Here is a 13455-nt window from a genome sequence, read left to right as displayed (position 1 = left end):
TTGTGAAAGAGCATGCAGGTTAGACTCGGACATGGCGTATCATTCCTCTGTTGGTTGTGATCTTGGCGGTGATCAACCAACAGGATACGCCACCCCTTCAGCCTGCTTCCATACACCAGAAATCACCATAACTCTTTGAGCGAGGCTGAAAAGGCAATGTTTTCGGATCGTCAGCCTTCACAAAATGACTATAGAGTAACGCTAACATCACCAGTAATCAGCAAGTTCAACCTTGGTCAAACTTCTCAAGGGAGCACCCAAGCCAGTGTCGGGAAGCAAAAGACAGGTTTGAGGCTCGGCATCCAAGAGCTCGAATATACCCACATCAATATCCAGACTTCTAAGACGTCCGCATGGAGCGTAGATCAGTATAATTTGACCCAAAATACCCCGTTGAAGAAAGTTAAAACTTGGGTTGCCGTGCCGGAACAAAATTCAGTGCATTTTCTGGTTGAGCGAAATCTAGTGGGAGGTGAAACCCGGGCGCATGGGTATATGGAAAAGCGTACCATTAGCCTGAGGGTTGTCTTACAGGCCCGTCTCGAAAGTGAAGTTGGGGAGTTCTGGTTTCCGACACCCGTACTAGATGAATACGAACCGTTCGACGCGGTGAAACATGAAACGCTTCCCGATAAGAAGCAACAGGTACTCAACCCATTCAATAATGATCCTGTACCGTATTGGATTATTAAAGAGGTTACCGTGTGAGTCAGAATGTTAACAACTTCGGTTATAAGAGCTGCGGAAGGCGGGACGATCATATTCCTTCCATTCCCGAACCTGTGAAAAGCAGAAGGCGCTTTGGGCAAGATCTACAACCTGTTGGCGATTATGCAGACGTTCAGCCTTTCTACCGAGTTTGTGAGGATGTGGGGGCTGTTCAACATCAGGACAAGAGTGACCCAGAGGTTTTTCATTCTGATGATTGGTGGTGGAATCAGCGTCGAATTCGTTTTCTCAGTGGCAAGGCATTCGTTGGTCTTTCAGCTTTACTGTTACTAATACCTTACGCTTGGGGCGGTCTAGTGCTCGTCGGTGGTGGGGTGTCGGCGATCTATTTGGCTAATTTAGTCGAACTCCCGAAGTTACTGAAGTTCGTGTTAATTCTTCTAGCTGGCTTTGGATGGATAGCGGCTTCTCTCTTCATCCTTATAAAAACCACACCTTGGGTCATGGGCGCTTTCGCCCTGCTACTCAGACCCTTTGACAAACTCCTCAGCAAGCTCCTGGACCGAGGCCTCGAAGCCGGAGAAAGCTACTTCAGTCGTGAGACGGGTGAAGTGAGCTTTGCGATGCCGGGCGGCAAGAAACTGACAGCACCCTTTGAGGAGTTCGATGCCTACGTGGAGCGAGTCATTGAAGCCGGCGGTATCTTTTATCGCCTGATGTTCGTGCATCGCTATACCGCCAAAGAATTCAGCCAGACGTCCCTGAGCCGGGTCGAGCCCTCGAAGGAAGAGGTGATGGCGTTGTGGGACATGCTTCAACGCTACATGGACACCTCCCAGCCCCTACCTGATATGCCAAGACTGGAGCCGTTCCGGCATCTGGACCCGGTCACTGCGGAGCATGACCAGCGCATCGGGCGTAATCCCCGATTCTGGCGAGACCTGGATCTGGAAGCCTGGAAAAAAGGCGAAGGTGCTGAGTGGTTGAAGCGCCAGGTGGAGTATCCGTGGGATAAGCGCAAATGCAAACTTACGCCGCAACTGGGCAAGATATCGATGGAAGAATACCGCAAACTACGACCGGCCGAGGCTTGGCCGATTTGAGTGGCATGGATGACTGAAAAGAAACAGCGGTCCGGAGTGAGCGACACGGCCTTCAGGGCGATGGAGATCGGGCCCTTGCCGATCTCGCCAAAAGAACGAACACGAGTTGGCGACGAGCTGCAGCCGTATGGTGCGTACGCGAACCTTAACCCATACCACAGAACCGTGGAGGATATTGATACCGTTCAGTCCAGTGAACGAGACGATCCAGAATTCTATAAGGAACACTGGTGGTGGGATCACCAGCGATTGCGTTTCCTCAATGAAAAAACGGGGCTTAAATTTTTAATATTGCTGTTGCCATTTACCTGGATATTCACACTTCTTATCGGGGGGGTGGCTTTAGTTGGTTGGAGTGTAATTAGTGTTTCTGACCATTTTGAGTTGCCAGCCTTTCTTTTCATGTTATTGCTCTTAGTATTGGTGCCATCGTGGATTTTCTTTGCATTCTGGATCATTCCCAGCACTACCAACTGGCTTATGACCAACGTCGTTGGAGCTATCCTGAAACCATTCGAGAAAACCCTGGAAAAGAAGTTGGACGAAACCCTGGAAGATGGCTGCAGCGAGTTCAACCGGGTCACCGGGCAGGTAAAGTTCGCCCTAGGCAAGGGACGTTCTTTTGAGGCACCGTTTGTGGAGTTCGATGCCTACGTGGAGCGAGTGGTCCAGCGGGGCGGTATCTTCTACCGGCTGATGTTCGTGCATCGTTACACCCAGAAGCAATTCAACAAAACCTCCCTGAGCAACATTGAAGCAGAGAAAACTGAGGTGCTGGCCCTGTGGGATATGTTGCAACGCTACATGGACGTCACCCAACCCCTGCCAGACATGCCCCGGTTGGAGCCGTTTCGCCACCTGGACCCGGTGACCGCCAAGTACGACCAGACTACTAGCCGTAACCCCCGCTACTGGCGAGACCTCGATCTGGAGGACTGGCAGAAGGGAGAGGGTGCGGAGATATTGAAAAAGCAGCGGCAGTATGCGTGGGGCCGCAGGCAATGCAGAGTCACTCCGCAATTGGGCAGCGTGGATATGCCCACCTATCGCCAAAGTCGGCCTGAAACAGCCTGTGTTGTGTAAAGCCCTCCTTCAGGTTTTGGTTGGAACTCGAATGGCTACGTTTGCCCACTGAGGAATAGTTTTGTGCTGAAACCCAACCAGGTCAGCGTATGAATGCACAACAGCCCGTGTCCTGTTTTTCAGACACTGCATTTCGGGCAACTGAGATTGGGCCCTTGCCAAAATCCCCCAAAGAGCGAGCAAGGGTTGGAGAGGACCCCGCAACTGGGCAAGATTTCGATGGGTGAATACAGAAAACTACGCCCGGCTGATGCCTGGCCGATTTAAAGGCCCTTATTGCCCCCGTGGTTCCCTTTCGTGTTGCAAAATGCAACACCTGTAGTAATCCGTGCATACGGTTAGCTGAAAACATTCAGGAGGGCACCATGGCGACAGCAATTCGAATTGACGACAAGCTGATCCGTGAAGCATCAGCGGAGGCGCAGATTCAACGTCGCTCGACGCCCAAGCAGATCGAATACTGGGCGGAGATTGGGAGGGTTGTGGCTGGAGAGGTCTCAGCAGAGGATCTGATTTCCATTGTGCAGGGTAATCGCCGGGTGAGGGTAGAGCCGTTAGTTCCAGAGCCGGTGTCCAGTGATGACTTATGGGCTGAGGTTGATGCGGCTCGTGACTCGGGTGAGCTTGCTAAGGCTATCGCTCACAGTCGAACAGTATATCAGTGCTCGATAGACCCGCCCGGCTATCTCGAAGCCATTCACCCTGACGGTACTCGTGAATTAGTGCAATCTTTCTCGTCAAGCAAATGAGGCCAAAGGCCACTCCCCCGGCACCAAAAACCACCGCCCCCGCTCAACCCAACACCCAAGCCCCGGCTGCCACTCCACCCGAGCAAACAACACTGGCACGCCCTTAGTCTCCACAAACTCCAGCGCCTCCCGGGCTGCTCGAACATCAGGCTGCTCACTCTGCCTCCAGGGCCCAATCCAATGGGGCTTTTTCAACGGCACCCAGCCGGTCAGGTCTGAGTTCTCCAAATCGCGGGCATAGCACCAGCGCCCTTGCAAATGCTCCGTCGGCACGTAATCCGGCAGTTCCACCCGATCACCGGGATAGAACAGGTAACCCGGCATAAACACTTTCGGGGTAATGGCCTCTGAAATCCCCAGCTCTGCCAGCAACGCCTGAGCCTCCACCCGCTGCGCCATGGGGCTTTGGTGGCTCAGTATTCGGTGTGCTTTCAGGTCCAGCCGGTCCTTAGCGTTGGGGCCGTACCATCGGGTGCCGGTTTCGCCTTCGTTCACGCCCAGATAGTATTTAATGGCGATCTCGTGGTGTTCCAGGCAATGGGTCTGGCGGTTACGCACTACGAAGTCCAGCTCGCCAATGGTTCGGTTGTCGGCTTTGATTTGCTGGTTCTTCAGTAACAGCTCCCACCCCAGCACGTCCTTCAGAAGCACTTCATACAAACGCTCAAAGTAATGGCCTAACCGCCGCTCTGCGGTCAGGGCTAGCCTTGCGGGCATGAGTTCCGGGTGCTGGTCCCAGTGCTGCAATCGTTCCAGGTAGTCGTCAGGTAACCATTGCGACGGAGAGAAAGATACAGGGGCTTCGAGCAACTGCGGTGCAGAGCACAGCCACGCCAGGTGGCGCACGACGGGTGTCTGAAAGGTGAGGAGGGTTTCGATATCTGCGTTTGTCGTCATGGCCCGAGAATAACGTAAACTGTGGTGGTTTAAGAGCCATTAAATTCAGGAGCCAACCATGCAATACCTGCATACGATGATTCGAGTCAGCAATCTGGACGACACCCTCCATTTCTTCTGCGACCTGCTGGGTATGGTGGAAATCTCCCGTAAAGACAGCGAGCAGGGCCGCTTTACACTGGTGTTCCTGGCCGCTCCGGAAGACGAAGCCCGTGCCCGGGAAAATCAGGCACCGATGGTGGAGTTGACCTACAACTGGGATCCGGAGGAATACACCGGCGGCCGTAATTTCGGGCACCTGGCATTCCGGGTAGAGAACATCTACGAGCTGTGCGAAAAGCTCCAGGCCAATGGCGTAACCATCAATCGCCCGCCCCGTGATGGTCACATGGCCTTTATCCGCACGCCGGATAATATCTCCATTGAGCTGTTGCAGAAAGGTGACGCACTGGAGCCTCAGGAGCCCTGGGCCAGCATGGGTAACACCGGTACCTGGTAAGTGGTGTTGTGAGACGCAGTTCACACTTTTGACGCCGCCCCCGGGCGGCGTTACCAAAGCCTGTTCATATAACGCCCGCTTATCATTTGTTGACTTTTGCACCTTCGGGTACACAAACAACAACAAATGAGGTGGCCGTTATGTTCTCCAGAAATGCACTGGTAGCAGCCGTTGTCCTTGCCCTGGCCGGTTGCGGTGGTTCTGGTTCGGATTCCGCATCAGTGTCGTCCGGCACAGGTTCGGAAAATGCCCAACCCGCAAAACCCGGTGGCCCCAGAGCGCTGCCAGAGGGCGAAGGCGAAATCCGGGTGCTGTCTAACCGGGCAGACCTGATCAGTGGCGGTGACGCGCTGGTGGAGGTTGTGGCGGAAAACCTGCAGGATGCCCGGGTATTCCTGAATGATGAGGATATCACCGGGCAGTTTCAGGAAGCTGGAGAAGGTGCATGGCGTGGCCTGGTTAACGGCCTCAAGCTCGGCAGTAACACGCTGGAAGTGTTGCTGGAACGCGGCAAAAGCCGGATTGCCACCACCATTACCAACCACCCCAAGGGTGGTCCGGTTTTCTCCGGCCCCCAGGTTCAGCCCTGGAACTGTACTAACGCGGCGGCAGTAGATGAGGCCTGCAATCAGCCACCGGAGTTCAGTTTTAAATACGTGCCCGCAGAGCAACTCACCCGGCTGTTCACCGAATTTGACCCGGAGGATCCAGGGCTGCCGGATGCCTTCCTGCCATACGACCCTGAAAACCCACCTGCCGATGAGGACATCGCCACCATCACCACTGATGAAGGTATGGAGTTGCCGTTCATTGTGCGGGTAGAGACGGGTGTGCTGAACCGCGACCGCTATCAGGTTATGTCACTCTATCAGCCCGGTGAGGAATGGACGGCGTTGGCTCCCCAGGAACAGTGGAACGGTAAGGTTCTGGTTCACCACGGTGGAAACGTGGGGGTGAGCTATGGCATGGGCAATCCCCCGAATGGCGATGTGTCGGGCCTGACCAACGGCAACGAGCTGTTGCTTGGCGACAGTATTTCAGTGGCCCTGGCCCGTGGCTTCGTTACCCTTTCCACTGCGCAGTCTAACCTGGGGCATAACGCTAACCTGGTGACGGCAGCTGAATCCCTGGTGATGACCAAGGAGCATATCGTCGAGCAGTACGGGCCGATTCGCTACACCATCGGTACCGGTTGCTCCGGAGGCGCAATTGCCCAGCAACATGTTGCCAATGCCTATCCTGGGATCTATCAGGGCCTGATCGTGCAGTGCTCTTATCCGGATGTCTGGACAACCGCTACCCAGTTTGCGGATTACAACCTGATCAGCAATTACCTTGGCTTGCAGGCACCGGAAAGCCCTGAGGATGCCCCGGGGTTCTTTGAAGGGTTGCTGAACAATGGCCTGCTGCCTACTCAGTGGCCGTTTCTGTATGGTCACTTGCCCATCAATCCGGTGGTTTCGGACCTGGCATTTTTCCCCGCCGCGTACCCGGATCAGGAGGATTGTCCGAAACTGCCTGATGGCGTTGAGGTGTATCACCCGGAAGAGCGGCCGGGCGGTCTTCGCTGCGGCTTGATCGATTATATGAAGAGCCAGTTTGGTGAGCGGTCTCCGGAAGTCTGGTCGCCAAATGAGCAGCTGCTGGGGTATGGCTTTGGCGGCATCCCTTTGGACAACGAGGGCGTACAGTATGGCCTTCGGGCGCTTCAGGAGGGATTGATCAGCGGGCAGCAATTCCTGGACCTGAACCGTGAAATCGGTGGCTTTAACGTCGATATCGATTACCAGCCCGGGCGTACCCGCGGTGACTTGCAAGCGATCACCAATGCCTACCGGACCGGTGCGATCAATACCGGGGAAAACTTCGAAGGCGTGCCGATTATTGACCTGCGTGGGCCGGATCCCGGTTTAGCCCACGATGCCTACCACTCGTGGCAGACCCGGGCCCGTATAGAGGCAGTGCAGGGCCACTCCCTCAACCATGTGATCTGGTACGGTGCATTCCCCATTGCCGGCGATACGGTGTTTACCACGGAAGCGCTCCTGGTGATGGACCAGTGGCTGGCGGGTATAGAGCAGGATGAACAGGGTGGCGAGTTGCCGGAAAAACTGGTTCGAAACCGCCCGGACACTGCCCGGGATCGTTGTCTCTCTTTGTCTGGAGTAACGGCGGACTCCGGCCTGGTGCTGCCGTTGACTGGTGGCTTGCTCTACCCGGACCCGGTTGTTCCGGGGCTCGAGTATTTGCCCACCTTGCCGCCGGAAGTCGGCCAGATTCTGGATGTTGCAACTGGCCAGGTGTGCGGTTTGGACCTGGGAGACCTTGGGTTGCCTTCCCTGGTGACCGATGTTTTGGCACCCATTACCAACCACGTCGTTGAGCTGCAAGCGTTGCTGGTACAAACCCGCTTCGGCACCCCGCGCACAGTTGCCGGCGATGATATCCGTACCCTGAACAACAAGTGTCAGCTGAAACCGGTTGATCCGGCCGATTACCCCGTCAATCTGACAACCGGAGTGTTGAATTCTGAAAACTTCGCCAAGCGCGTGGCAGAGATCTTCCCCAACGGCGTTTGTGATTACAGCAAGCCGCCGGTAGGGCAGGTGCCTACACAGGTTTGGTTGCAGTACGGCAATCCGGAGCAAGTTGTCTACGGAGGGGAACCGTTACCGGAGTCGGAAACGGCCGTGAGCGGCTGGGCTTCGGATGCTTTTGAGGTCACCCTCTCGCAGTGAGATAGCCCGGAGCAACGACAAATCCTTGCGCCAGTCATCAAAACCGCCGGCTTGTCGTTGCTCAGGCTCTCTCGGGCCTCTAGAATTTGCGACCGTTTTCACAATCGCATCAGGAAGATGCGCCTCTCATGACCAAGGAAGGAGTTGCCGAATGGATGATTGGCAAGCTTGCCTGTCTCCGGCCTGCCAGAGTGCATTGGTTCAGGCCCGGGACAGCGTCGACCGCCGCGGCGGTTCGGTAATCACTGCAGAAGATTTCCTGTTGGCGTTGCTGGACGCGATTCCGGACATCGCCCCGTTTCTCAAGCGCCAGGGTGTCGACCTGGACGAACTGGTGCGCACCATTCAGGGCGAACAGCCAATCGTGACCGAAGTCCGGGGTGATGGCGACCTGTCTTCCCAGCTGATTTACTGGATTTCCGGAGCCCGGGAGACTTATGGGGTGTCCTGGCTCGAGTGGCCGCACCTGCTCAGGCAGTTGGCGTCGGGTGCTGAACGGCTGCAGGACAAAGCCTATGTGGCGGTGCTGGAACTGGTCAGCCATTGGCCGGCGCAGCATGAGGAACCACCGGCACCGGTTGTCGGCGTGGATCAGGACATTACTCCCTTAACGGTTACCGATCCGGCCTGGCTCGAGTTGGCAGAAGAAGTGGTGGTCATCACCGCAGCCAACTCCCGGGCGCTGATCTGGCTGAAGGGCGATGCCGGGGCCGGTAAAACCAGTTGGTTGAGCGTGCTGAAGTCCATGCCCGGTTTTCTGTGGGTTCAGGTGGACCCCCGACGGCAGGCCGAGATTATGGCGTCAGACCAGCCAGTCGCACCAACAGCTGAAGCCGGCCCGCTACACTGGCCTGCCCTGGTACTGGACAACGTGTCTCCTGCCGGGTTGCTGGAGCTGATTCAGCAGCCGGAGGGTGTGGTGCATGAGCTGGTTACTGGCTGGCAGGGCCCGGTGCTTCTGTTGTCTGAAGATAACGGCGATTCAGGTGCACCGGAGCGATTGGCTCAGTCGCTGGGCCGGGCCATCGATTCGCTTATGATGCCGGAGATGAGTGCAACCCAGCGCAAGGCCATCCTGATGGCGCACCAGCCGGCAATTGAGAAACGATGGAACATCCAGCTGTCTTCGGCAGCAGTAGACTATGCCAGCTCCCGGAACAGCCGGATGGTTGCGCGGCCCGGTGGCATGCTGGAATGGGTGCGCCGGGCGGCAGCGCGGCTTGACCTGTTTGCCAGTCGGGGGCCATTGGGCGCCCTGGCGGTTGCAGGCCAGCAGGATGCGCTTCGGCGCCAGTCGTTGGTGGCGCTGGCGAGGGGTGATGATTGGGCGGTTTCCGATCAGGAACTGGCCCGGTTATCGATTCAGCAGGCGGCCGCGGAAGTCGGCTGGCATGAACGTCAGCGTTCTGGAACCCTGCGGCGCCTTCTGGCGGAAGATCTGCGCGAGGAACTCGAACGATGGGTTGCAGGCAAGCCCGGGCCGGTTCACTATGTGCTGCATTGTGAACAACAGCATGGAGAATCCTCGGGTGCAGGATCTGGAAATCTATATTCGTGACCTTGAGTCGGGCGCGGTATCGCGCTGGCTGGAAGGCCAGCTTGACCAGTTGCAGCTGGATGATTCTGACGTGTCATCGGTGGCGAAGGGTACGGCTTCCTTCAACGGCGCTCGCCTTCGCATCAGTTTGTACCCCGGTGCCTTTGGCAAACGATTTACCTCTCTGGTACTGGAAGGTGAAGACCTGCCCTGGAACAGTGATCTGGAATGCGCCCGAAGTGCCTGGCGGGCGATGGAGGGTGAGATCCGTTGCAGTCTGGGTGACTGGAAAGAAGGCGATCCGGTAGAGGATGAAAAGTGGTGGCGGTTGGATCACCGGGGTGAGCAGCAGGTGGTGTGGAACTGACGGTTTAACTACCCATATAACGCAAAAAGGCAGCCAACTGGCTGCCTTTTTGCTGTCTTCAGAGCAGAATTATTCGCTCAGGATAGACACGTTGTCGGCTTGCAGGCCTTTGTCAGCTTCAACCACGTTGAAGCGAACCAGCTGGCCCTGGCGCAGAACACGACGGCCACGGCCACGGATGGCGCGGAAATGTACGAAGATTTCGTCGCCACTGTCACGAACGATAAAGCCGAAGCCCTTCTTCACGTTGAACCATTTGACGGTACCTTCTTCGTTGCCTTCCGGGGTGCTGTCGTCAAAATCGTCTTCGTCGTCATCGTAGGTGTTGGCAGGCTGGCTGGCACGGGCCGGACGGCTTTGGCTGCGGGCATTGTTTGCGGTTGCAGGCTGCTTGCCGGCCAGTGCAATTGCCAGGAAGCCGGCAACGGCGAAAAGAACGAAGGCAATGATGTAGGCGGCAATGCCACCGCTGGCGCCCAGGGCCTCAAGGCCTTCGCCAATGGCGAGCAGGCGCAGGGGGTCCGGAGTGGTGGTAAGCAGAAGGCCCAGTATAAACGGTGCCGGAATCGCGATCAGAACAGCAACGAGGATCGCCTTGGCTGGATTACGCATTGGCTGATTATTCTCCATGATTTTACAGTAACGATAAAAAGCCGGGCATCAGGTAACATGGCATGTCCGGCCGATGAGCGCCGCCTGGCCAGAAACCCGGCTGTGGCGGTAAAAGGCGGCATGATACCAGATTACTGAAAGGGCTGACCAAACCTCATGAGCAAAAACACCCTCGAAGACAGAATTGCGGAACTGGAAATGCGACTTGCGTTCCAGGATGACGTGATTAATACCCTGAGTGAGCAGGTGGCCAGGCAGGAAATGGATATTCGGGAGCTGTGGGATGCGAAGAAGACGCTGCACAAGCAGCTGAAGGATATTTCGCCGTCCAATATCCGGCCGGAGGAGCAGGAGGTGCCGCCTCCTCACTACTGATTCCGGAGTTGGCCGCCGGCTCCGGGGTCAGACCCCCGCGCGGCCCTAAGGCCCAAAGACGCGCGTGGGTCTGACCCCTTTGTGGCACGAAATCACCCCAGCAGTTCCACCAGTATCTGCTCGTAAATCTCTGACAGGGTATCCAGATCGTCAGCCTTCACGCATTCGTCCACTTTGTGGATGGTGGCGTTGATGGGGCCGAGTTCGACGACCTGCGCGCCGGTGGGGGCGATGAAGCGGCCGTCTGAGGTGCCGCCGGAGGTGGAAAGCTCGGTTTCGCGGCCGGTGACGGTGCGGATGGCGTTCTGGCTGGCAGACACGAGGGCGCCTTTGTCGGTCAGGAAGGGACGACCGCTGAGGTGCCACTGCAGGTCGTACTTCAGGTTATGGCGGTCCAGCACGGCCACTACCCGCTCTTCCAGGCTTTCTGCGGTGTTCTCCGTGCAGTAGCGGAAGTTGAAGTGCACCAGGCATTCCCCGGGAATGATGTTGCTGCCAACACCGGACTCAATGCGGGTAATCTGGAACGTGGTCGGCGGGAAGAAATCGTTGCCGTTGTCCCAGAATTCCTTTGCCAGGGCATCCAGTGCCGGTGCCACGGTGTGCACCGGGTTTTCCGCCATGTGCGGGTAGGCTACGTGGCCCTGTACCCCGTGTACGGTCAGGTAGCCGTGCAGGGAGCCACGGCGACCGTTCTTGATGACGTCGCCCACCTGGTGCGTACTCGACGGCTCACCGATCAGGCACCAGTCCATTTTCTCGTTTCGGGCTTCCAGGGTTTCCACCACCTTTACCGTGCCATCCTGGGCCGGGCCTTCTTCGTCGCTGGTGATCAGCAACGCGATAGAGCCCCGGTGGTTCGGGTTGTTCGCTACAAAGCGTTCGCAGGCGGTTACGAAGGCGGCCAGGCTGCCTTTCATATCCGCAGCGCCCCGGCCGTACAGGTAACCGTCTTTGATCACCGGCTCAAATGGCGCGTGGGCCCAGTGCTTCTCCGGGCCGGTCGGAACCACATCGGTATGGCCGGCAAAGGCCAGCACAGGCCCCTCTGAACCCTTGCGGGCCCAGAGGTTATCGGTGTCACCAAACCGCATGTTCTCGCCAGCAAAGCCCAGAGGTGCCAGGCGGGACATCATCAGCTCCTGGCAGCCAGCGTCATCCGGCGTTACAGACGGCCGGCTGATGAGATCCATGGCGAGTTCTAGGGTAGGGGACAGGGACATGTGACGGCCTTTAGTTGTTAGCGTGCAGTTCTTCGTTCAGTTCAATCGCGGTTTTGTTGGTCTTGCACTCGACCGCGCCGGTCAGGCTGTTGCGGCGGAACAGCAGGTCGTTCTTGCCGGCCAGGTCGCGGGCTTTGATGACTTCCACCAGATCGTTGTTGTCGTCCAGCAGGTTCACCTTGGTGCCGGCGGTGATGTACAGGCCAGCTTCAACCGTGCATCGGTCGCCCAGGGGGATACCGATGCCGGCGTTGGCGCCCAGCAGGCAGTTTTCGCCTACGGAGATGATGATGTTACCGCCGCCAGACAGGGTGCCCATCGTGGAGCAGCCGCCACCCAGGTCGGAGCCCTTGCCGATGATCACGCCGGCGGAGATGCGGCCTTCGATCATGCTGGTGCCTTCGGTACCGGCGTTGAAGTTGATGAAACCTTCGTGCATTACGGTAGTGCCTTCGCCCACGTAGGCGCCCAGACGAACCCGGGAGGTGTCGGCGATGCGCACGCCCTTGGGTACCACGTAGTCGGTCATCTGTGGGAACTTGTCTACAGATTTCACTTCCAGGGTGCGGCCTTCAATACGGGCTTGCAGCTGGCGCTCCGGCAGCTCATTCAGGTCGATGGCACCTTCGTTGGTCCAGGCCAGGTTCGGCAGCAGGCCGAAAATGCCGTCCAGCTTCAGGGTGTGTGGCCTGGCCAGGCGATGGGAAATCAGGTGCAGCTTCAGGTACACCTCTGGGGTGCTGGAGGCGGTGTCGTCTGTCGCCAGTACGGTAACCACCACCGGGCGCTTGCTGTTGGCAGCCTGCTCGGCCAGCCTGGCCTGCTCGGTCTGGCCCAGCTGGCGCAGGGCGTTAGCAAACTGGCTCAGCTGCTCTGTGCCGGCTTCGATGGCCTGGTTGCCGCCTTTGTAGTCCAGCGCGGTTTCAACCACGTCGATCAGGTCTTTGCCTGGGGTCATGATCGGCTGCTGGTAGTATACCTCCAGCCACTCGCCCTGGTTGTTCTGGCTGCCGATGCCAATGCCGAATGCAAAACTCATCTGATCTGCTCCTGTACTAAAAATTTAAGAATGATTTCCGTGGCCGAAAAAAGTCAGTCAGCCCACGCAGCCCACTGGTCTGCGTTAAAGCCCACGCTTACCTCGTCGCCCCGCTCAACTACCGGGCGTTTGATGATGGAGGTGTTCTCCAGCATGATCTGGTGGGCACTTTGGGCGCTAATGGTATCACGAACCTCGTCGGGAAGTTTCCGCCAGGTGGTGCCGCGTTTGTTGATCAGCGCTTCCCAACCCAGGGCCTGTTCCCACTGGCTCAGCTTCTCGCTGGAGAGGCCGTCTTTCTTGAAGTCGTGGAACTCGTAGGCGATGCCGTTTTCGTCCAGCCACTTGCGGGCTTTTTTCACGGTGTCGCAGTTTTTGATGCCGTATAGTTTCATGGTTTAAGGCCTTTTTTTGCCACGGAACCCATATATGGTCTCCTCCCCGCTTGCAAGGCCTCAGACGTTGTTGATGAGGGACAGGTTGCTGCCATATATCCGGCCTGTTAACGAGGCGGCGTTGCCGCCTCTGGCCTTGATGAGGATTCGCCGCGCGCCTGCCTAATCA

14 protein-coding genes are annotated in these 13455 nt (G+C 57.2%); 9 read left to right on the top strand and 5 right to left on the bottom strand.

From position 1 onward, the window contains the following. The first annotated feature begins 135 nt into the window (after positions 1-135). From H3Z84_RS07535 to H3Z84_RS07520, 4 genes are all read left to right on the top strand, one after another. Entirely contained in the window at positions 136-708 is a 573-nt protein-coding gene (locus H3Z84_RS07535) for a hypothetical protein (RefSeq protein ID WP_199457040.1), read from the top strand. Further along, a complete protein-coding gene (locus tag H3Z84_RS07530; protein ID WP_199457039.1) occupies positions 705-1772 on the top strand; it encodes a hypothetical protein in 1068 nt (355 codons plus the stop codon). Before H3Z84_RS07535 ends, H3Z84_RS07530 begins: the two co-directional genes overlap by 4 nt. 9 nt (positions 1773-1781) lie before the next feature. Then, positions 1782-2855 (top strand): hypothetical protein, encoded by a 1074-nt coding sequence (locus H3Z84_RS07525; protein ID WP_199457038.1) that lies wholly within the window; start codon positions 1782-1784, stop codon positions 2853-2855. A 365-nt stretch (positions 2856-3220) separates the two neighbouring features. Further along, on the top strand, positions 3221-3604 hold the full coding sequence (locus tag H3Z84_RS07520) for a TA system antitoxin ParD family protein (protein WP_199457037.1): 384 nt from the start codon (positions 3221-3223) through the stop codon (positions 3602-3604). Here H3Z84_RS07520 and H3Z84_RS07515 read toward each other — a convergent pair. After that, positions 3593-4501: a DUF1853 family protein gene (locus H3Z84_RS07515; protein WP_199457036.1), complete on the bottom strand. Its 909-nt coding sequence runs from the start codon at positions 4499-4501 to the stop codon at positions 3593-3595. The genes H3Z84_RS07520 and H3Z84_RS07515 overlap by 12 nt on opposite strands. Before the next feature lie 58 nt (positions 4502-4559). On the opposite strand from H3Z84_RS07515, the gene H3Z84_RS07510 reads away from it, so the two are divergent. The 4 genes from H3Z84_RS07510 to H3Z84_RS07495 all read left to right on the top strand — a co-directional run bounded on the left by H3Z84_RS07510 (position 4560) and on the right by H3Z84_RS07495 (position 9642). Further along, the gene (locus H3Z84_RS07510) at positions 4560-5000 is read left to right on the top strand and encodes a VOC family protein (protein WP_199457035.1); all 441 of its coding nucleotides are present in this window, start codon (positions 4560-4562) and stop codon (positions 4998-5000) included. A 140-nt stretch (positions 5001-5140) separates the two neighbouring features. Further along, a complete protein-coding gene (locus H3Z84_RS07505; protein WP_199457034.1) occupies positions 5141-7738 on the top strand; it encodes a DUF6351 family protein in 2598 nt (865 codons plus the stop codon). 151 nt (positions 7739-7889) lie between these two features. Then, entirely contained in the window at positions 7890-9296 is a 1407-nt protein-coding gene (locus H3Z84_RS07500) for a hypothetical protein (protein ID WP_199457033.1), read from the top strand. Next, entirely contained in the window at positions 9268-9642 is a 375-nt protein-coding gene (locus H3Z84_RS07495) for a hypothetical protein (protein ID WP_022989854.1), read from the top strand. Before H3Z84_RS07500 ends, H3Z84_RS07495 begins: the two co-directional genes overlap by 29 nt. Before the next feature lie 69 nt (positions 9643-9711). Here H3Z84_RS07495 and H3Z84_RS17270 read toward each other — a convergent pair whose 3' ends face one another. Continuing rightward, entirely contained in the window at positions 9712-10254 is a 543-nt protein-coding gene (locus H3Z84_RS17270; protein ID WP_058340195.1) for a cold-shock protein, read from the bottom strand. Positions 10255-10410: 156 nt separating this feature from the next. On the opposite strand from H3Z84_RS17270, the gene H3Z84_RS07485 reads away from it, so the two are divergent. After that, positions 10411-10629 carry a SlyX family protein gene (locus H3Z84_RS07485; RefSeq protein WP_022989856.1) on the top strand — a complete coding sequence of 73 codons (219 nt, stop codon included), beginning with the start codon at positions 10411-10413 and terminating at the stop codon, positions 10627-10629. A gap of 92 nt (positions 10630-10721) precedes the next feature. Here the strand turns inward: H3Z84_RS07485 and dapE are convergent, their stop codons facing one another. The 3 genes from dapE to H3Z84_RS07470 are packed head-to-tail and all read right to left on the bottom strand — an operon-like array spanning position 10722 to position 13286. Beyond that, the gene (gene dapE, locus H3Z84_RS07480; protein WP_199457032.1) at positions 10722-11852 is read right to left on the bottom strand and encodes a succinyl-diaminopimelate desuccinylase; all 1131 of its coding nucleotides are present in this window, start codon (positions 11850-11852) and stop codon (positions 10722-10724) included. A 10-nt stretch (positions 11853-11862) separates the two neighbouring features. Beyond that, positions 11863-12891: a 2,3,4,5-tetrahydropyridine-2,6-dicarboxylate N-succinyltransferase gene (gene dapD / locus H3Z84_RS07475; protein ID WP_199457031.1), complete on the bottom strand. Its 1029-nt coding sequence runs from the start codon at positions 12889-12891 to the stop codon at positions 11863-11865. Positions 12892-12944: 53 nt separating this feature from the next. Beyond that, positions 12945-13286: an ArsC family reductase gene (locus tag H3Z84_RS07470; RefSeq protein ID WP_199457030.1), complete on the bottom strand. Its 342-nt coding sequence runs from the start codon at positions 13284-13286 to the stop codon at positions 12945-12947. Positions 13287-13455: the final 169 nt, after the last annotated feature.

The sequence above is a fragment of the Marinobacter sp. bablab_jr003 genome, from assembly GCF_016464245.1.
GTDB lineage: Bacteria > Pseudomonadota > Gammaproteobacteria > Pseudomonadales > Oleiphilaceae > Marinobacter > Marinobacter vinifirmus.
The sequence above is the reverse complement of the archived record's forward strand: the minus strand, read 5'-3'. Positions and strand labels throughout refer to the sequence as shown.